Source organism: Sphaerisporangium sp. NPDC051017, assembly GCF_040683095.1.
Classification (GTDB): domain Bacteria; phylum Actinomycetota; class Actinomycetes; order Streptosporangiales; family Streptosporangiaceae; genus Sphaerisporangium.
Map to the genome: position 1 here is coordinate 76503 of NZ_JBFBCI010000021.1, position 18466 is coordinate 94968.

Below are 18466 nucleotides of genomic sequence, written 5' to 3' on the forward strand. Positions count from 1 at the left end.
TGCACGGGCGAGTCGTCGTGGCCCCGGCGGCGCTCAGGTGTCGAAGTCGACGGTTACCGTCGGGGTGGTCGGCGTGGACTGGCAGGTGAGGACGTAGCCGGCTTCGACCTCGGACGGTTCGAGGGCGAAGTTGCGGCGCATCCGCACATGGCCCTGCGTCACGCGGGCGCGGCAGGTGCCGCAGACGCCGCCCTTGCAGGCGAACGGAAGGTCGGGGCGGACCCGTTGCGCGCCCTCCAGGACGGTGACGTCGCGGGGCAGGGCGGTGGTGGTGGCGCGGCCGTCGAGGATCACCGTGACCTCGGCGGCGGCCTCCTCGGTGCCCTCGGCCGGACGGACGGGGGCGGGAGGCGGCTCGTCCACGTAGAACAGCTCGTGGTGGACGCGTTCCGCCGGCACGCCGAGCCCGCCCAGCACGCGCCGCGCCCCGACCACCATCTCGTACGGCCCGCACAGCCACCAGTGCCCGACGTCGGGGACGGCGACGAGGGCGGGGATCAGGACGCCGAGCTTGTCCGCGTCCAGGCGGCCGGTGAACAGCTCGGGCTCGCGAGGCTCCCGGGACAGCACGTGGACGAGTTCGACGCGGGCGGGCGCGGAGTCCTTCAGGTCGGCGAGTTCTTCGGCGAACATGACGGTCCGCGTGGTGCGGTTGCCGTAGAACAGCGTCGCCTGTGAGCCGGGCACGGCCAGCGCGGACGCGGCGATGGACAGGACGGGCGTGATGCCCGACCCGGCCGCGATGAACACGTGGTGGGCGGGCCGCGTGAGGTCGGCGGTGAAACCGCCGGTGGGGGGCTGGACGGCCACCTGGTCCCCCGGCCTCAGGCGGCGGACCAGCCAGGTGGAGAACAGGCCGCCGGGGATCTCGCGCACGCCGATGCGCAGCGGCCCGCCCGCCGGGGAGCAGATCGAGTACGACCGGCGCTCGTCGCGGCCGTCCACGATGGCCCGCAGGGTGAGCGACTGGCCGGGCCGGAAGGCGAAGTCGCCGGCGAGTTCGTCCGGAACGTCGAAGGTGATCGCGGTGGCGTCCTCGCACAGCCGGTCGACCCGCGCGACGCGCAGCGCCACGAACCCGGCCCGCCGCCGCGCCCGCTCCAGAACCCCCACCGGCGCCGCCCCGCTCTCCGGCCGCACCGGCCCGCGCCGGTTCTCGGGCATCTCAGATCTCCTTGACGTGCTCGAACGGTTCCCGGCACGTGTCGCAGCGCCACAGGGCCTTGCAGGCGGTGGCGCCGAAGCGGGAAATTTCCCGGGTGTCGTCCGAGCCGCAGTTCGGGCAGGTCACGTGCCTGCGTGGCGGCCCCAGCGTCACCGGCACCGGACCGTCCGTGCGTTCCCGTACGGGGCCGGGCGGCGCGATGCCCGCCTCCGCGAGCTTGAGCCGGCCGTTCTCGCCGATCCAGTCGGTGGTCCAGGCGGGCGACAGCCGCGTGCGGATCTCGACGTCGGCGTACCCGGCGGCGCGCAGGGCCGCGCACAGGTCCGCCCGGATCGCCTCCATCGCCGGGCACCCGCTGTAGGTGGGAGTGATGGTGACGACCACGGCGCCGTCCTCGCCCTCCCTCACGTCGCGCAGAATGCCCAGGTCGGCGAGGGTGAGCATGGGCAGCTCGGGATCGGCCACGGTCTCGGCGACCTCACGCGCGCTCGCCACGCCGCCTCCGGACACGCGCGACCGGCCTCCAGGCGCACCCGCCACCCCACCCCGGGCACGCGCGCTCACCACGTCGCTCCCGGGTGGGCGCGGGCGACGGACTGCATCTCCTTCAGCAGGGCGGTCAGGGCGCCGGTATGAGCGCCCGCCCGGCCAAGGGCCTCGGCCGGGCCCGCCTCCAGCGGGCGGGTGAGGGTCGCGGTGGTCAGGACCTGGGCGATCACGGCGTCGAACTCTTCTCGGACGGCGGCCGGGTCGGCGGCCACGCCCGTACCGGCGAGGCGGGACTCCACCTCGTGCGGGACGAACAACTCCGGCACGTACCGCCACACCGCCGCGATCGCCTCGCCCATCCGCTCCCGCGAGTACGCGGTGCCGTCGCCGAGCCGGACCACCCACCCGGCGGCGTAGTCCCGGTGGTAGGTCAGTTCCTTCTCGCCCTTGGCGGCGACGGCCGCGAGGACGGGGTCGCGTGAGCGGGTCAGGCGGCCGAGCAGCGCGAGCCGCCAGGTGGAGAAGACCAGCAGCCGGGCCATGGCGTGCGCGAAGTCGCCGTTCCCGGCCTCGGCCAGCCGTACGTTGCGGAACTCGCCCGGGTCCCGCAGGAACGCCAGCGCGTCCTCGTCCCTGCCCGACCCGTCGGCCGCGCCCGCGCGGGACAGCAGGAGCCGCGCCTGGCCGAGCAGGTCGAGCGCGATGTTGGCCAGGGCGACCTCCTCCTCCAGCTCGGGCGCGTGGGCGCACCATTCCTGGAGACGGTGGGACATGACCAGGGCGTCGTCGCCGAGCATGAGGCAGTACGCGGCGAGGTCGGCGGCGTCCACGCCGTCGGGCACGCCGCGCCCGATCGACCGGGTGTCCACCCCGGCCGGCGGGTCGGCGAACCCCGTCCCGAACGCCCAGCGCGGGTCGTCGCCCTCGTTGAGCGCCTCGTAGGCGTTGCCCGGGGAGGCGTCCGCGACCTCGCCCGCCGAGACGTCCGTGACGTCGGGCTGCCGCGTCGCGTGTGGGTCGAAGGTCGTCATGACGCCTCACACCTCACATATGGGGAACGTCATCGGGGATCGTGTAGAAGGTCGGGTGCCGGTAGACCTTGTCGCCGCTGGGCGCGAAGAACGGGTCCTTCTCGTCCGGACTGGTGGCGGCGATGTGCTCGGACCGGACGACCCAGATGCTCACGCCCTCGTTCCTGCGCGTGTACAGGTCGCGGGCGTGGCGCAACGCGGTCTCGTCGTCGGCGGCGTGCAGCGAGCCGACGTGCACGTGGTTGAGCCCGCGCTTGCTGCGCACGAAGACCTCGTACAGCGGCCAGTCGCTCACACGCCCACCTCCTGCCTCGACGACGCCTTGCGCGCGTGCGCGGCGGCGGCCTCGCGCACCCAGGCGCCGTCCTCGTGCGCGGCGCGCCGGACGGCCACCCGCTCGGCGTTGCACGGACCGTGCCCGCTGATCACCCGCTGGAGCTCCGACCAGTCGATCGCGCCGAAGTCGTGGCGCCCCCGCTCAGGGTTCCAGCGCAGCTCCGGGTCGGGCAGCGTGACGCCGAGCGCCTCGGCCTGCGGGACGGTCATGTCCACGAACCGCTGCCGCAGCTCGTCGTTCGTGTGCCGCTTGATCTTCCAGGCCATCGACCGCGCGGTGTTGGGCGAGGCGTCGTCGGGCGGGCCGAACATCATGAGGGACGGCCACCACCAGCGGTCGACCGCGTCCCGCACCATGGCGCGCTGCGCCTCGGTACCTCGCTTCATCATGGTCATCAGCAGTTCATAGCCCTGCCTCTGATGGAACGACTCCTCCTTGCAGATGCGGATCATCGCCCGCGCGTACGGCCCATAGGAGCTGCGGCAGAGCGGGACCTGGTTGCAGATCGCCGCGCCGTCGACCAGCCAGCCGATCACCCCGACGTCGGCGTACGTCAGCGTGGGGTAGTTGAAGATCGACGAGTACTTCTGCCGTCCCTCGATGAGCATCTCGGTGAGCTCGGTGCGGTCGGCGCCCAGCGTCTCGGCGGCGCAGTACAGGTAGAGCCCGTGCCCGGCCTCGTCCTGCACCTTGGCGAGCAGGATCGCCTTGCGGCGCAGGGACGGCGCCCGGGTGATCCACGCCCCTTCCGGCTGCATCCCGATGATCTCGGAATGGGCGTGCTGCGCGATCTGCCGGATCATGGTCCTGCGGTAGCCGTCCGGCATCCAGTCGCGGGGCTCGACGCGCTGGTCGCGCTCGATCGTACGGTCGAAGTGCTCCTGGAGGTCAGCCATACACGACACCTCTATTACCGAACATTCGGTCAGTTATCAGTCTCGCCCACCCCCGGGCCACGTGCAACTCCCGGAGGTCGCGCGATCACCCCCCGCGCTTGGCGACCAGCGTCAGCACGTCGTACTTGGCCACCGACGACCCGTCCTGCTGGGTCACGTCGGCGTCCCAGCGGACCTCCCCGTACTCGGCCCCCTCGCGCGGGTCGATCCCCTTCGCGGTCAGCGTGACCGTCAGCTCGTCGCCCGGGTAGACCGGCGTAAGGAAGCGCAGGTTCTCCAGGCCGTAGTTGGCGAGCACCGGCCCGGGGTCAGGGTCCACGAACAGGCCCGCCGCCAGCGACACGATCAGGTACCCGTGCGCCACCCGCCCGTCGAAGAACGGGTTGGCCCTGGCCGCCTCCTCGTCCATGTGCGCGTAGAACGTGTCCCCGGTGAACTCGGCGAAGTGCTCGATGTCCTCCAGCGACACCCGGCGCGGCCCCGCCACGACGGTGTCGCCCACCCGCAGGTCCTCCAGGTGCTTGCGGAACGGGTGGACCTCGGTCTCGGCGCGCCCGGCCCCGGCGACCCAGCGGCCGGTGATCGCCGTCAACATGTCCGGGCTCCCCTGGACGGCCGTGCGGTTCATGTGGTGCAGGATGCCCCGGACGCCGCCCATCTCCTCGCCGCCGCCGGCCCGTCCGGGGCCGCCGTGCACGAGCATCGGCAACGGCGAGCCGTGCCCGGTCGACTCCTTGGCGGCCTCGGCGTCCAGCACGAGCAGCCGGCCGTGCCAGGGCGCGGTCCCGAGCACGACCTGGCGGGCGAACGCGGCGTCCCCGGTGACGACGGACCCGGCGAGGCTCCCCTGGCCCCGCGCGGCCAGCTCGATCACCTGCTCGGCCGAGGTGTACGGCATGAGCGTGCTGACCGGCCCGAAGGCCTCCACCTCGTGCGGCTCGGCCCGGCCGGCCTCGTCCACGCGCAGCAGAATCGGCGAGATGAACGCGCCGCGCTCGGCGTCGGCGCCCACCACGTCCACGTGGTCGGGATCCCCGTAGACGACCGGCCCCGCGGCCATGAGGGCCTTCAGCGCGCGCCGGACCTCCTCGCGCTGGCCGAGGCTCGCGAGCGCCCCCATGCCCACGGCCGGGTCCGCCGGATTCCCGACCGTGATCGCGGCGAGCCGGGCGGCCGTGGCCTCGGCGACATCGCCGAGAAGGGCCCGGGGGACGAACGCGCGGCGGATCGCCGTGCACTTCTGCCCGGCCTTGACCGTCATCTCGGTCACGAGCTGCTCGACGAACAGCTCGAACTCGCGGCCGCCCGGCACGGCGTCCGGGCCGAGGATCGAGCAGTTCAGCGAGTCGGCCTCGGCGTTGAACCGCACCGAGCGGGCCGCGACGACCGGGTGGGTGCGCAGCTTCTGGGCCGTGGACGCCGAGCCGGTGAAGGCGACCAGGTCCTGCTCGGTGAGGTGCTCGAACAGGTCGCCCGCGCTGCCGCAGACGAGTTGCAGCGCCCCCTCGGGCAGCAGCCCGGACTCGACGATCATCTCCACCAGCCGCGCGGTGACGTACGCCGTCTGACCGGCCGGCTTGATCAGCGAGGGCATGCCGGCGATGAAGGCGGGCGCGAGCTTCTCCAGCGGCCCCCAGACGGGGAAGTTGAAGGCGTTGATCTGCACGGCGACCCCGCGCAGCGGCGTGCACAGGTGCCACGCCGCGAACGAGCCGCCCTTGCCGATCGGCTCGGCCGGGCCGTCGAGGTAGACGGTGTCGCCCGGCATCTCGCGGCGGCCCTTACTCGAGTACGAGAACAGCACGCCGATGCCGCCGTCCACGTCGAACCGCGCGTCGCCGCGCGTCGCGCCGGTGCGCAGCGACAGCGCGTACAGCTCCTCGCGGCGCTCGCGCAGGTAGGAGGCCAGCGCCTTGAGCAGGGCGGCGCGCTGGTGAAAGGTCGGCTCGCGGACGGCCGGGCCGCCGACGCGGCGGCCGTACTCCAGGGCGGCCCGGAAGTCGACCCCGGCGGAGGAGATCCTGACGACCTCCTCCCCGGTGACCGCGTCGTGCAGCGGGACTCCCTCGTCGTCCGGGACATGCCAGGAACCGGTGACATAGCTGCTGAGCGTGGCCATCGCAGACCTCCACGTCGAGGACTCACTTACTGACCGTACGTTCGGATGGTAACTCCGCCCGCGCACGAGACGGCCCCCGGCACGGCGGGAACATTCCGGCTCCTACCCCGCTTGCGCGCCCGCCGACACCTGACCTCGTGAAACCCCGTTCAGGGGCGGCGCCGGAGGTCCGCCGCGGCGATATGATCGTGACGCGTCCGTTCCCCTCTGGATCCCCACGGCTCGGGAGGTCGTCCCCGGCACACCGGGGCAGAGCCGCGCCGCGTGGTGGACCATCAAGAGAGCGAGACCTCTCAGAACCCACTGGAAAGGCAGGCGTTCACCCGCGATGGCCACCGCCCGCGTCACCCCGCCCGCCCGCCGGGGGCGTCCCGGCTACGACCTGGAATCACTGCTCGCGGTCGCGGTGAAGGTGTTCAACGAGCGGGGCTACGAGGCCACCAGCATGGAGGACCTGTCCCGCAGGCTCGGCATCACCAAGTCCGCGATCTACCACCACGTCTCCGGCAAGGACGAGCTGCTGCGCCTGGCCGTCGACCGCGCCCTGGACGGCCTGTCCGAGGTCGCGATCGAGGCCGCCGCCGTCGAGGGCCGCGCGATCGACCGGCTGGAGCACCTGGTGCGCCGCAGCGTGCACGTACTGGTGGACCGGCTGCCGTTCGTCACGCTGCTGCTGCGGGTGCGCGGCAACACCAAGGTGGAGCGCCAGGCCCTGGCCCGCCGCCGGGATTTCGACCACCTGGCGGGCGAGCTGGTGCGCCAGGCGGAGGCCGAGGGGGACGTCCGCCCGGACGTCGACCCGGACGTGGTCAGCCGGCTGCTGTTCGGGCTGGTCAACTCGGTGACCGAATGGTACCGGCCGCGCGGCGGCATGAGCGCGGAGGCGCTGGCGGAGGCCGTCTGCAAGATCGCGTTCGACGGCCTGCGCCGGCAGCCCGCGGACGACGATGCCCCGGCGGCCGGTCCCGTGTCTCCGGAATCTCCTACGCCGCCCCCCGCCTCGGCTCCTGCGCCGTCTCCCTCGTCATCCCCTGCCGCTTCTCCTACCGCGTCTACGTCGTCGACGGGATGACGGACCCCTGGTAGGTGTCCTCGATGAACTTCTTCACCTCGGGCCCGGCCAGCAGTTCGGCGAGCTTCTTGATCCGCGGGTCGTTCTCCTGGCCCTTCACGGTCACCAGGCCGTTGGCGTACGGGTTGCCCTCGGCCTTCTCCAGCACCAGCGCGTCGCTCGACGGTTTGAGCCCGGCCTCCAGCGCGTAGTTGCCGTTGATGACGGCCGCGTCCACGTCCTCCAGCGAACGCGGGAGCTGCGCGGCCTCCAGGGGCTTGAACTGCAGGTTCTTCGGGTTCTCCGCGACATCGCGCTCGGTGGCGGCGGTGCCGACGCCCGGCTTGAGCTTGATGAGGCCGTTGTCCTCCAGCAGCTTGAGCCCGCGGCCGAGGTTGGTGGCGTCGTTGGGCAGGGACACGGTGGCGCCGCTCGCCAGCTCGGCCACGCTCTTGATCTTCTTGGAGTACAGGCCGAGCGGCTCCAGGTGCACGGCCTGGACGAAGATCATCTCCTTGCCGCCCTTGGACTTCTGGAAGTCGTCCAGGTAAGGGCGGTGCTGGAAGTAGTTGGCGTCGAGCTGCCCCTCCTGAAGCTGGGTGTTCGGCTGCACGTAGTCGGTGAACTCGACGATCTCCAGTTGCAGCCCGGCGGCGGACGCGAGCTTGTCCTTCACGAACTTCAGGATCTCCGCGTGCGGTACCGGGCTCACGCCGACCTTCAGCGGCGCGCTCGACGCCGAACTTCCCCCGGGGCCGGCGGCGGCCGTGTCCGTGCCACCGGGCCGAGCTCGGCGTTGAGCCGCTTGAGCAGGGCGAGGATCGACTGCGTGGTGCCAGGGTCGAGCGCGCTCGTCGCCTCGTCCGAGAGAAGCACCTTGGGACGGGCGGCGAGGGCGCGGGCGATGCCCACGCGCTGCTTCTGCCCACCGGAGAGCTGCGCGGGGTAGGACGACGCCTTGCCGTCGAGGCCGACCACGTCGAGCAGCTCGGCCACGCGGGCTGCGCGCTCCCGCCGGGGCACGCCCGCGACCTCCAGCGGGAAGGCGACATTCCCGGCCACCGTGCGCGAGGAGAGCAGGGCGAAGTGCTGGTGGATCATGCCGATCCGCTGCCGAGCGCGCCGGAGCGCGGCGAGGTCGAGGGAGGTCAGCTCCTGGCCGGCGACGGTGACCGTTCCGCTGGTGGGGCGCTCCAGGAGGTTCACGCAGCGCAGCAGGGTGCTCTTGCCGGCGCCGCTCTGTCCGAGCACGCCGAATATCTCGCCCTCGCGCACGTCGAGGTCGACGCCGTCGAGCGCCACGACGCCGGTCTCGTAGACCTTCCGCAGACGGGATACATGTATCACAGGTAGGTTATATCCGAATTATGAGGGGAATACGAGCGGCGCCTCCAGGCAAGACCGCCCGGCCGTCGCGGCAGCGCTCGCGGCACACCCCGGGCGACGCGGGCATGAGGAAGGTAAAGAGCCGGTCATCCGCCACGCCAGGCTCCGGCCACCCCACGCGCTCCTAAAATTCACGATCACCGGTGTGATGCGGACCACTCATCTGGATCACGGGCACTAGGGTCTTTCCGTACAGAAGACTAATACGGCAAGCGTCACCATGAAACCGGCACGGGATGCCGTACGAAGAAGGACGAAAGCCCCTTGAAAGCATTGCCGCGACCCGCGAAGGTGAACAAAAGCGCGGGGGGGAGCCACGCGCTTCGAGGAGTTTTCACGAAAGCAAGCAATCGGTAGATGCTACTTTACTGACGGTAGCCGCGGAGCAGGTACAGACCCAGGGGGGAGTCAACCATGTGCCTTCAGGCGGCCCGGACACGATATCTCATTTCTGTCCAGGAGGACTGGTGGCGCGTGCGGCGAGGGCAGAAGCGCCTACAGCGGACGAACCACGCGTTCCGCGGCAGAGCGGCATGACCCATCGTGGGGGTCTCGCCGCCCTGGTACTCGACGAAAACGGTCGTATCACGCAATGGAGCCGCGGCGCGATGCGGCTTTTCGGTCGTTCTACGGAAAAAGCCATAGATCACGACATTTGCGATCTTTTGTTACTCGATGACTGCCATGAGACGATCAGGCACGCGCTGGACGAGGCCGCGTCCGGGACGTCCTGGAGCGGCGTCATCCCCGCCGAATGCGCGGACGGCCGCGTCCACGACGTCGCCTTCGACCTGGAGCCCCTGGCCACCCCCGGCCCCTGGGGCACAGTGATGGTCACCGCCATGGACACCCGCCTGCCGCAGCTCACCCGCGCCGACTTCGAGGCGGGCGAGCGCCTGACCCTGCTCAACGAGGTCAGCACCCGCATCGGCGCCACGCTCGACACCCGCCAGGCCGCCGAGCAGTTCATGGACGTCGCCGTGCCCCGCCTCGCCGACACCGCCAGCGTCTCGGTCATCGAGGGCCTGCTCAGGGACGAGGGCTACCCCGACGGCGCCGACGGCTCGGTGCGCGTCCGGCGGCTCGCCTTCCGCCTCGACGCCCGCTACCAGAACGGCCACGACTGGAAGAAGGCGTTCCCCGACAACGAGATCGGCGTGTACGACGCCGGGCACCCGAACACCCGCTGCATGGACACGGGCACACCCATCTCCTACAGCGCCACGGATCTCGGCAACGATCAGGTCGGCAGGATCAGCGGCGTGCTCGGCGACGCCGCCACGGGCATCCTCGACGGCGCGTCTTATCTGGCCGCGCCGCTCACCGCCCGGGGCACCGTCCTCGGGTTCATCACCCTCACCCGCAACCCCGAGCGCGCCGCCTTCGACGCCCACGACGAGACCCTCGCCGCCGACCTCGCCGCGCGCGCCGCCATCTGCATCGACAACGCCCGCCTCTACTCGCGGGAACGCCGCACCACCCACGCGTTCCAGCAGAACCTCGCGCCGAGCATCCTCACCGTCCCGCCCGGCCTTGAGCTCGCCCACCGCTACCTTCCCGCGAGCGACATGACGGTCGGCGGCGACTGGTACGACGTGTTCCCGCTCGGGCCGGGCCGCATCGGCCTGGTCATCGGCGACGCGATGGGCCACGGCGCCGTCGCCGCCGGCGGCATGGGCCAGCTGCGCGCCGCCGTCCGCGCCCTCAACGGCTTCAACCTCGCCCCGGACGAAGTGCTGCGCCGCCTCGACCACATGGCCGACGACATGCACTCCATCCAGTGCGCCACGTGCCTGTACGCGATCATCGACCTGGAGGACCACACCTGCGAGATCTCGCGCGCCGGGCACCCGCCGCCCATCATGGTCGACCCGGACGGCGACGCGCGCGTCCTCGACCTGCCCTCCGGGCTGGCCCTCGGCCTCGGCGACCCCGAGTTCTCCGGCGCCTTCACCACCACGCGGTTCGCCATGCCCCCGGGCGCCACCCTCGCCTTCTACACCGACGGGCTGGTCGAAAGCCGCGAGCAGGACATCGACACCGGCATCGCCAACCTCCAGGGCGCCCTCGGCAAGCCCCACGACACCCTCGACCAGACCTGCGCCGCCATCATCGACGCCCTCCCCCGCCAGTACGACGACGTGGCCCTCCTCCTCACCCGCATCCCCGCCGGATGAGGGGCGGGGTCAGGTGGCGCCTGACGTTTCGCCGGGAATCCTCGGCCGGTCGCGCCCGGCGGGGGTGACGTTCGCGGCGGAGATCTAGCCGACGACGGTGAACACCGCTCTGATCACCACGGTGAGGAGACTCGTCACGGACCGCTTGTAGGTCGTTGAATTCGTGCTTCTCATGGCCGCCCCTTCCTAAGCGGGTTCCCGGTGCTCGGCCGGGATCGATCCGGACCGCGAAACCCCAGGTCAGTGAGGGCCGGGAGGCTGGACGCCCCCCGGCATCCGGCAGGCGCGCGGCCTAGTAGTAGACGCGCGGGCTGGTGAAGTCACCGTGGGCGTAACCGCTACATGTGGTGACGTGGACGACGTTGACGGCGGAACCGTTCTTCCACGGCATCGAGTTGATGTTCCCCGAAATGGGGCCGAACCGGCCCGTGCGGTCGATCCGGTACCTGGCAGACCAATACGTGCCGTGGGTCGACGTACGGACTTCCATCTGGGCCCAGCAACGGCTGATGTCCGGGGTGGCGTTCATGTAGAAGTCGGCCACCACGCTGACACCGCTGACCGAGATGCACGAACTGATGGGGTACGCGCCGGTGCAGCCGCCCCCGCTCGCGGCGTTGGCGGGCTGTGCGGCAAAGAGAGCGGTGAAGACCAACGGGAGAACGGCCGCGCGTCGCGCGATTCTTTTCAGCATGTGCCTTCCTTTCCTTTGAGCCGGTGCCTTGTGGACACCGGCGGAGAACTCGTGGTGGGTCCATGTGCCGTCCCGCATGCCGCGGCCCACGTCTGCCGCGACGCGAACCGTGTTCGGGGTGGCCGGTTTGACTCTTGGTTCGATAGCTTGGTTCGACGGTCGCCCCGCACACCTCGCCGCCGACTCACCGCCGTGGCGAACGCCGGCGACGGCCCTGCGGCGAGCGCCGTCTTCGTGTGCGGAACTTCATCTGGCCTCCGCTGATCGGGCCGGCGAGGTACCTCCAGGAAACCGTGCGCGCCGGGTCCGGCGGCAGGCGTGCGACCGGCGGTTCACCGGCGGTTAGGCTGCAATCGGTGCTTGATCGGTTGAATCGGTTGACGTGGTCGTGCGGGAAGGGAATCGATGTTCGGCAGCGTGCTGCGCGACTTCCGGGTTCGGGCACTGCTCACGCAGGAGGAGCTGGCCGCGTTGTCCGGCATCAGCGAGCGGCAGATCCGCGAGCTCGAGTCCGGCCGCGTCGCGGCGCCCCGGGCCAGCACCGTCCGGGTACTCGCCGACACGCTGAAGCTGTCCCCGGCCGACCGGACCACCTTCCAGCTCGCCACGCAGCCCGACGCCGCCCTCTCAAGCCCCGCCCGAACAGACGCCGCCCCTTCGCCCACCGTCCAAGCTGAGGCCGCCGCTTCGCCCACCGGCCGGCCGGACGCCGGAGCCCGTCCGGCCCCCGCGCAGTTGCCCGCCGACGTCGGCGGATTCACCGGTCGTGCCGAAGCTCTGCACGCGCTCGACGCCGCCACGGCCGCGGTAGTGACCGTCTCCGGCCCCGCCGGCGTCGGCAAGACCTCGCTCGCGGTGCACTGGTCCCGCCTGGCCGCGCCACGCTTCCCCGACGGCCAGCTCTACGTGGACCTGCGCGGCTTCTCGCGGCACGCCGCGCTCGACCCGGCGGAGGTGATCCGCGGGTTCCTGGACGCCCTCGGCGTGCCGCTCGACCGCATCCCGTCCGGCTTCACGGCGCAGGTGGCCCTCTACCGCAGCCGGTCCGCCGGCCGCGCTCTGCTGGTCGTCCTGGACAACGCCCGCGACGCCCACCAGGTCCGGCCGCTGCTGCCGTCCGGCCCGGCCGCCCGCACGATCGTCACCAGCCGCCGCCGACTCACCGCCCTCATCGCGGAGACCGGCGCCGCCGCCCTGACACTCGACGTCCCCGAACTCGATGAGGCCGTCGACCTCCTCGCCCACCGCCTCCACCCCAGGACACGCCCAGAGCCCGAGGCAGCGGACGGTGACGCCGTGGCCGCCATCGCGGCCGCGTGCGGACGGCTCCCGTTGGCCTTGGCGCTGGTCGGAGCGCGGGCGCGGCTCACCGGCTTCCGGCCCACGACGATCGCCGCCGAGCTGCGCCACCCGGGCGGGCGGCTCGCGGCCCTCGAGATCGACGCGGTGTTCTCGTGGTCCTACGACGCGCTGAGCCCGAACGCCGCACGACTGTTCCGGCTGCTCGGGCTGGCGTCGGGCGCCGACATCGCGGTGGCGGCCGTCGCCGCGCTGGCCGGCCGGGCGCTGCCGGAGGTCCGCCGGACGCTGGCCGAACTGACCGACGCCAGCCTGGTCGTCGAGCACGCGCCCGGCCGCTACCGGATGCACGACCTGCTGCACGCCTACGCCGCCGAACGCGCCCGGGCCGAGGAGCCCGAGGCCGCGCGGCAGGGGGCCCTGACCCGGCTGCTCGACCACTACACGCACACCGCGTACCACGCCGATCTGGTGCTGAACCCGGTGCGCGCACCCATCCCGATGCCCCTCCGCGCGCCCGCGGACGGGGCCGAGCCGAAACACGTGCTCGATCTCCAGACGGCCCTGGAATGGCTGGAGACCGAGCAGGCGGTGCTGCTCACCGCGCTGCGGCAGGCCGAGGAAGAAGGCATGCACCGGCACGCGTGGCAGCTGAGCTGGGCGCTGGACACCTTCCTGAACGACCGGCGGCGCTGGCAGGACGAGGGGGCGGCGTGGGCGGTGGCGCTGCGCGCGGCGACCGCCATGACAGACCGGCCCGCGGCCGCGCACGCGCACCGCTTCCTCGGCGCGGTGAACGGACGGCTCCAGCGTTTCGACGACGCGCACACGCACATGCGGGAGGCGCTGGAGCTGAGCATCGCCGCCGCGGACCGGGCGGGCGAGGGGGAGAACCGCTTCGTGCTGTCCTATGTCTACTGGCTGCAGGGCGACGGCGAGCCCGCGCTCGACCAGGCCGAGCAGTCGTTGTCGATCTTCACCGAGATCGACGACCCGCTGTGGGCGGGCAAGGCCGCCCTCGCGGTGGGCTGGTACCACGCCGAGCTGGGCGCGTACGAGAAAGCGCTGCCGTTCCAGGAGCGCGCGCTGGAGCTCCAGCAACGGGCGGGTGACCGGGCCAACGAGGTGGTCACCTGGGACACGCTGGGGCTTCTCCACCAGCGGCTGGGCGACCTGGTGGCCGCGATCCACCACTACGAGGGTGGCCTCCGGGTCGTCGGCACGATGGAGAGCCCCCAGTTACGGGCCCAGATTCTCGGGCACCTCGGCGACGCGAGCGAGGCCGTCGGCGACCCGCAGACGGCCCGCGAGCGCTGGCTGGAGGCGTACGAGATCTTCCGCGACCTCGGCCACCCCCAGGCCGCCGACCTACGCCGCAAACTCCAGTCACCCGGCTCACAGTAACCCGCCCGGCCGGCCTGCCGGCACACGCGAAAGCACGGCGACCTGGCCCATCCACCGCCCGGCAAGGCAGCCAACTCGACGCAGCTGCGCGCCGCCGTCCGCGCAGACGGCCATCACCCAAGCCCTGAAGTGAACCTGTGCAGGGCACCCGCGAGGGTCGTATCGAGAACTTCCACCACGCTCTCCCAACGAGCACCTGGGGCGTCCGTGTAGGTCCAGGTGACCGACTCGGTCGGAGTCGAGATGACCAATGGCTCGATGTCCTGACGACCTTCTTCCTCTCCCTCGCTGCCCACAACTTCCGCGTATACGGTCATCGCCAGGACTCCGGTCTCCCCCCGGCCCACCTTCTGCAGGAACACGAGGTACCTCAGCTCCTGGCCTAGGGCGGAGATCCGAAGCCGTGTCCACCACACGCCGTCCTGAAGGTTGACGAAGAAGTCGACACTCCGCGCCGTTCTGATCACTTGACGTCGCCAGAAACGTGCCCGCTGGTCCGGGGGTGCCGCGTCCTGAACCGAAGCGTGTGCCTGGGAATCGATCCCGCTCTTCAGCACGACACTGAACTTCTGGGCCATGTCGTTCAACCATGCCCTGATCTGTTCATGGACGCTGTCTGCCAGCAGGGACACCCTTTCCGCACGCTCAGACGCGCCGCTCTCCCCTTGCAGCCTGCGCAAGCGATCAACGCCGGCTTCGAGGACGGCCAGAGCACCGCCGGAGAGTTCCGCGACGCCGGCTTCCACTGGCCGTTCAAGCTCACTGCGAAGAGCGACGATCTCCAACTCCGCGAAAAAGCGTACGAGGGGGCGGAGATCTCCCTCGTTGGCCCTGTCCAGGGATTGCAGGTACCGGTCTCGCTCCCGCCGGTCCACGACCAGAGGTGCCAGATCACTCTTGAGGAGTCCGAGCAGGGTGAGGCAGCGTGCGACACGCCCGTTGCCGTCCTCGAACGGGTGAATACGGACGAAGCGATGGTGAAGCCACGCCGCACGGACGATCGGGTCGCAGTTCTCGATCTCGTGATAAAGCTTGACGAGCTCACCCATCTGCGAAGCCACCTGCTCAGGGGGGGTGTACTCCAGCACCGAACCGTCGGGGCGAGTGACGTGGTTCTTCTGGGTCTTCCACTCCCCATGATGCAAGGTGGCTTGGAAGGCCCGTCCGTCCGGGCCAGTGGCGAGATAGGTGGACTGCTGTCGCGTCAGTGCGACGTGGAGTTCTTTGACGAGCGAGATGGATACGTCTCGTCCGTCACGAGCGGCTTGCGTGAGGAACTGCAGCGCGTCGTACTGCGACCGGATGATCTCAAGCACCTCCTCGGAGACCGTACCGTCGCTTGCGCGTGCCACCGCGTCAGCCGTGATGCCCTCTGCGACAAGGGCTTCGGTAACGCCCCAGTCCACGTCGTAGAGGCGCTCGATGATGCCGGTCTCGATGGCATGCCTGCGCAGTGAACGCCGACGAGCCTCCTGGAAGGCCGCGTCGTTCGACGACACGACCGCCTTCCACGCACGCTGAAGAGATCGCACCGACTCAAGGACCGACTCGAGGTCACCATTGAGATGAGGAAGCGGCTCCACGTCGACCCAGCGAAGATCCGGCATGGTCATGCACAACAGCGTAACGCGCTGTCGTCGGCCCTGGTCATGCCTGGCGCACCGGCTCCGAGCGTCGCGCACGCGCCCGGCAGGGCGAGGTCCTAAGGGATCAGGGCGGACACCTTCTTCGGGACGACCATGCGCCAGGACTCGACGACCAGTTCGCGCATCTCGGCCTCGTCGATGGCCGACAGGCGGACCCGCACCCAGTTGAAGCGCTCGCTCGACGGCCGAGGCATGACGAACTTGTCCGGCTCGAGGGCGACCAGGGCGGCTCGCTCCTCTTTCGGATACCCGAAGCCCATCAGCGTCTCGTCCGGGGAGATGTTCACATAGACGATCTTGCCCACCCGGAACTTCACGTAGTCGTGGATGAGGTGCTCCGTGGTGCGCGGAAGCGCGAGCGCGACCCCGCGGATCTGATCGACGATGATCATAAAGCGGCGCCCTTCATCTGGACCACGACCTCGAGCTCGTCCACGAGCACGACCGTGCGCCCGAGCGCGGTGAACGGCGCGGGCGGCGCCGCTGGCGCTGTTGCGAGAGAGACGTCGGAGGTTGTCACAGGGCGTACGTTAACCGCCCCCACCGACAATTCCGCCCCGCCCGAGCCGGGCATCCACCGACGGCCCAGGGTCGGTCAGCCACAGACAACAGAACTTCCTCAATCTTCCCTATCACGCACCCATATGGGTAGTATGCGGAAATATAAGGAACTCCAGGGAAGGCAGTCCGTGTCTCAACCGCCGTACTCCGTCCAGCAGGTGGCCGACCTGCTGGGCCTTCACGTCAAGACCGTGCGCGCGTACGTCCGCGACGGGCGACTGAAGGCGGTCCGCATCGGCAAGCAGTACAGGATTCCCCGCGAAGAGCTGGACGCCTTCGCCGGTCGTCCCGTGGCCCCGCCCGCCGCCGAGACGGCCGGGCGCCACCGCCGGGCCGAGGCGTCGTGCGTCGTGCGCGTCGATGCGATCAGCCGCGAGGCGATGGACCGTCTGAGCACCCTCCTGATGGCCTCGACCATCGGCCGCGGCCCGGACGAGGAGCGCCTGCGCGTCGAGACGATCTACGACGAAGAGCGGGCGGAGCTGAAGATCATCCTGATCGGGAGTCCCGACGACACCGCCGAGCTGCTCAGGCTCGTCGGCGTGATGGTGAAGGAGTAGAACCAGTGATCTACAAGTCTGAAGTGGGCGCGCGGGCCGTCGAGGAGCGGTACCGGGCGTACCTCGAGCGGTGGCCGGTGCCCATCGAGCAGGTGCGGCTCCCCACGAGTCAGGGCGAGACCTTCGTCGTCGCCTGCGGGCCGCCCGACGCGCCTCCCCTGCTGCTCTTTCACGGTTCGGCGGCCAACACGGCGGTGTGGATCGGCGAGGCGGCCGACTGGTCGCGAAACTTCCGCGTCTATGCCGTGGACATGATCGGCGAACCGGGGCTGAGCGCGCCCGCCCGGCCGCCCATGACCTCCGACGCCTACGCGCGGTGGCTCGACGACGTGCTGGACGGGCTCGGCGTCGAGCTCGCGTCCATCGTAGGGGTGTCGCTCGGCGGGTGGCTCGGCGTCGACTACGCGTCCCGCCGGCCCGAGCGGGTGGAGCGCCTGGCGCTGCTGTGCCCAGGCGGCATCGGCAAGCTCAAGTCCGGCGTGCTGATCGCGGCGCTGTCGCTGTCGCTGCTCGGCGGCGCCTGGGGACGGAGCAAGGCGATGCACATGATCCTCGGCACGAAGCCCGAGCCGGCGGCGCGGCAGTCGCCCCAGACGCGGGCGTTCGTGGAGTTCATCCTGCTGATCAATAAGTACTTCCTGCCCAGGCGCCACCTGCCCGTATTCGGCGATGACGCGCTGCGGCGGCTCACCATGCCCGTACTGGCCGTCGTCGGCGACCGGGACGCCATCCTGGACTCCCACCAGACCCGCCGGCGGCTGGAACGACTCGCGCCGCACGCCACCGTGCGCATGCTGCCCGACGCCGGCCACTACCTGCAGGGCCAGACACCCCAGATCCTGGAGTTCCTGCGCACCCCGGAGGGCAGCCGTGCCTGACGACCTGGTGAACATGCACGGCGTACCCGTACTGGTATGCACCGCCGACGGACAAACGTTGCGGAACGAGCAGGACGCCCTGGACGTCATCGGGGACGCGTTCGGACATCAGGCGCGCTGGGTGGCCGTACCCGCCGCGCGCCTCGACGACGCGTTCTTCCGCCTGAACACGCGCGTGGCGGGCGACATCATGCAGAAGTTCGTCAACTACGGAATCGGCATGGCCGTGGTCGGCGACATCTCCCCCCACACCACGACCAGCCCCGCCCTGCGGTCCCTGGTCCTGGAAAGCAACCGCGGCCGCCACATCTGGTTCGTCAAAGACATCGACGACCTCCACAACCGCCTGAAAGAGCCCTGACCCCGAACAACGGCCCGCCTCGAATGTCTCCGGACGGTCATCTCCGTCAATGTGGGCCGCTCGTGAAGCAGGGTCGGTCGTCCTTCCGGGTTGGGAGGTCACCGGCGGGGAGGGCGAAGATGACGGCCCTGCCGGGGGCGCCGGTGGCCGAGGTCGTCGCGGAACGGACATGACAGCGACCGCCGGAGAGCCGGTGGGCCGGCAACAGGCCGCGCCCGTTCTCCGCGAGCAGCGGCATGCCGATCTCCCGGACCGAGCGAGTGCGGGAGTTCCAGGATCATCTCAACACCGAACTCGCCACCTAGCGGGCGACCGCGACCGCGACCGGGCATCCTCGCTCTTGGTCAAGGGAGTTCATTGCGCTGCTCGGCGTGTGGTGGCGCTGGCTTCGCCGTTCATCACCCCGCGGACC

Annotated in this window: 16 protein-coding genes and 2 pseudogenes; 6 read left to right on the plus strand and 12 right to left on the minus strand. The window is 70.7% G+C overall.

Annotated elements, in window-relative coordinates; all coding sequences use genetic code 11:
* Positions 1–33: 33 nt before the first annotated feature.
* From paaE to paaZ, 6 genes are all read right to left on the minus strand, one after another.
* Positions 34–1164 carry a 1,2-phenylacetyl-CoA epoxidase subunit PaaE gene (paaE, locus tag AB0M95_RS18885; RefSeq protein WP_363765911.1) on the minus strand — a complete coding sequence of 377 codons (1131 nt, stop codon included), beginning with the start codon at positions 1162–1164 and terminating at the stop codon, positions 34–36.
* Position 1165: 1 nt separating this feature from the next.
* Positions 1166–1660 (minus strand): 1,2-phenylacetyl-CoA epoxidase subunit PaaD, encoded by a 495-nt coding sequence (paaD, locus tag AB0M95_RS18890; protein ID WP_363765914.1) that lies wholly within the window; start codon positions 1658–1660, stop codon positions 1166–1168.
* Positions 1661–1725: 65 nt separating this feature from the next.
* Positions 1726–2685 (minus strand): 1,2-phenylacetyl-CoA epoxidase subunit PaaC, encoded by a 960-nt coding sequence (gene paaC / locus AB0M95_RS18895; RefSeq protein ID WP_363765917.1) that lies wholly within the window; start codon positions 2683–2685, stop codon positions 1726–1728.
* Positions 2686–2698: 13 nt separating this feature from the next.
* A complete protein-coding gene (paaB, locus tag AB0M95_RS18900; protein ID WP_114033130.1) occupies positions 2699–2980 on the minus strand; it encodes a 1,2-phenylacetyl-CoA epoxidase subunit PaaB in 282 nt (93 codons plus the stop codon).
* The gene (gene paaA, locus AB0M95_RS18905) at positions 2977–3918 is read right to left on the minus strand and encodes a 1,2-phenylacetyl-CoA epoxidase subunit PaaA (RefSeq protein WP_363765920.1); all 942 of its coding nucleotides are present in this window, start codon (positions 3916–3918) and stop codon (positions 2977–2979) included. Before paaA ends, paaB begins: the two co-directional genes overlap by 4 nt.
* An 85-nt stretch (positions 3919–4003) precedes the next feature.
* On the minus strand, positions 4004–6037 hold the full coding sequence (gene paaZ / locus AB0M95_RS18910; protein WP_363765923.1) for a phenylacetic acid degradation bifunctional protein PaaZ: 2034 nt from the start codon (positions 6035–6037) through the stop codon (positions 4004–4006).
* 328 nt (positions 6038–6365) lie between these two features.
* Between paaZ and AB0M95_RS18915 the strand changes: the two are divergent.
* Positions 6366–6965, plus strand: a pseudogene (locus AB0M95_RS18915) (TetR/AcrR family transcriptional regulator); the annotation flags it as partial.
* 124 nt (positions 6966–7089) lie between these two features.
* Here AB0M95_RS18915 and AB0M95_RS18920 read toward each other — a convergent pair.
* Together AB0M95_RS18920 and AB0M95_RS18925 are read right to left on the minus strand one after the other, a co-directional pair.
* Positions 7090–7800, minus strand: a complete 711-nt coding sequence (locus tag AB0M95_RS18920) for a MetQ/NlpA family ABC transporter substrate-binding protein (protein WP_363765926.1) — start codon at positions 7798–7800, stop codon at positions 7090–7092.
* 71 nt (positions 7801–7871) lie between these two features.
* Positions 7872–8435, minus strand: a pseudogene (locus tag AB0M95_RS18925) (ATP-binding cassette domain-containing protein); the annotation flags it as partial.
* 704 nt (positions 8436–9139) lie between these two features.
* Here AB0M95_RS18925 and AB0M95_RS18930 point away from each other — a divergent pair.
* Complete coding sequence (locus AB0M95_RS18930; protein ID WP_363765929.1) at positions 9140–10651, plus strand: PP2C family protein-serine/threonine phosphatase; 1512 nt, start codon at positions 9140–9142, stop codon at positions 10649–10651.
* Between the two features lie 292 nt (positions 10652–10943).
* On the opposite strand, the gene AB0M95_RS18935 is transcribed toward AB0M95_RS18930, so the two are convergent.
* Positions 10944–11345, minus strand: coding sequence for a hypothetical protein (locus tag AB0M95_RS18935; RefSeq protein ID WP_363765932.1), 402 nt, complete (start codon positions 11343–11345; stop codon positions 10944–10946).
* 405 nt (positions 11346–11750) lie between these two features.
* Here AB0M95_RS18935 and AB0M95_RS18940 point away from each other — a divergent pair, with 405 nt between their 5' ends.
* Positions 11751–14048 carry a tetratricopeptide repeat protein gene (locus AB0M95_RS18940; RefSeq protein ID WP_363765935.1) on the plus strand — a complete coding sequence of 766 codons (2298 nt, stop codon included), beginning with the start codon at positions 11751–11753 and terminating at the stop codon, positions 14046–14048.
* A 113-nt stretch (positions 14049–14161) separates the two neighbouring features.
* On the opposite strand, the gene AB0M95_RS18945 is transcribed toward AB0M95_RS18940, so the two are convergent.
* From AB0M95_RS18945 to AB0M95_RS18955, 3 genes are all read right to left on the minus strand, one after another.
* Positions 14162–15661 carry a Fic family protein gene (locus tag AB0M95_RS18945; RefSeq protein WP_363765938.1) on the minus strand — a complete coding sequence of 500 codons (1500 nt, stop codon included), beginning with the start codon at positions 15659–15661 and terminating at the stop codon, positions 14162–14164.
* Between the two features lie 89 nt (positions 15662–15750).
* Positions 15751–16086: an MmcQ/YjbR family DNA-binding protein gene (locus AB0M95_RS18950; protein WP_363765940.1), complete on the minus strand. Its 336-nt coding sequence runs from the start codon at positions 16084–16086 to the stop codon at positions 15751–15753.
* Positions 16083–16214, minus strand: a complete 132-nt coding sequence (locus tag AB0M95_RS18955) for a hypothetical protein (RefSeq protein ID WP_363765942.1) — start codon at positions 16212–16214, stop codon at positions 16083–16085. The genes AB0M95_RS18950 and AB0M95_RS18955 overlap by 4 nt, the downstream gene beginning before the upstream one ends.
* A gap of 169 nt (positions 16215–16383) precedes the next feature.
* Between AB0M95_RS18955 and AB0M95_RS18960 the strand changes: the two genes are divergently transcribed.
* From AB0M95_RS18960 to AB0M95_RS18970, 3 genes are read left to right on the plus strand one after another with little or no spacing between them, the layout of a single operon-like run.
* The gene (locus AB0M95_RS18960) at positions 16384–16815 is read left to right on the plus strand and encodes a helix-turn-helix domain-containing protein (RefSeq protein WP_363765944.1); all 432 of its coding nucleotides are present in this window, start codon (positions 16384–16386) and stop codon (positions 16813–16815) included.
* A 5-nt stretch (positions 16816–16820) separates the two neighbouring features.
* Positions 16821–17693 (plus strand): alpha/beta hydrolase, encoded by an 873-nt coding sequence (locus tag AB0M95_RS18965; protein ID WP_363765946.1) that lies wholly within the window; start codon positions 16821–16823, stop codon positions 17691–17693.
* Complete coding sequence (locus tag AB0M95_RS18970; protein WP_363765949.1) at positions 17686–18054, plus strand: DUF4180 domain-containing protein; 369 nt, start codon at positions 17686–17688, stop codon at positions 18052–18054. The genes AB0M95_RS18965 and AB0M95_RS18970 overlap by 8 nt, the downstream gene beginning before the upstream one ends.
* Positions 18055–18466 lie beyond the last annotated feature (412 nt).

Bases quoted from the DNA above. Each gene is read 5' to 3' on its own strand.
- paaE (WP_363765911.1), bottom strand. From the start codon at position 1,164: ATGCCCGAGAACCGGCGCGGGCCGGTGCGGCCGGAGAGCGGGGCGGCG.
- paaC (WP_363765917.1), bottom strand. From the start codon at position 2,685: ATGACGACCTTCGACCCACACGCGACGCGGCAGCCCGACGTCACGGAC.
- paaA (WP_363765920.1), bottom strand. From the start codon at position 3,918: ATGGCTGACCTCCAGGAGCACTTCGACCGTACGATCGAGCGCGACCAG.
- paaZ (WP_363765923.1), bottom strand. From the start codon at position 6,037: ATGGCCACGCTCAGCAGCTATGTCACCGGTTCCTGGCATGTCCCGGAC.
- AB0M95_RS18935 (WP_363765932.1), bottom strand. From the start codon at position 11,345: ATGCTGAAAAGAATCGCGCGACGCGCGGCCGTTCTCCCGTTGGTCTTC.
- AB0M95_RS18940 (WP_363765935.1), top strand. From the start codon at position 11,751: ATGTTCGGCAGCGTGCTGCGCGACTTCCGGGTTCGGGCACTGCTCACG.
- AB0M95_RS18945 (WP_363765938.1), bottom strand. From the start codon at position 15,661: ATGACCATGCCGGATCTTCGCTGGGTCGACGTGGAGCCGCTTCCTCAT.
- AB0M95_RS18950 (WP_363765940.1), bottom strand. From the start codon at position 16,086: ATGATCATCGTCGATCAGATCCGCGGGGTCGCGCTCGCGCTTCCGCGC.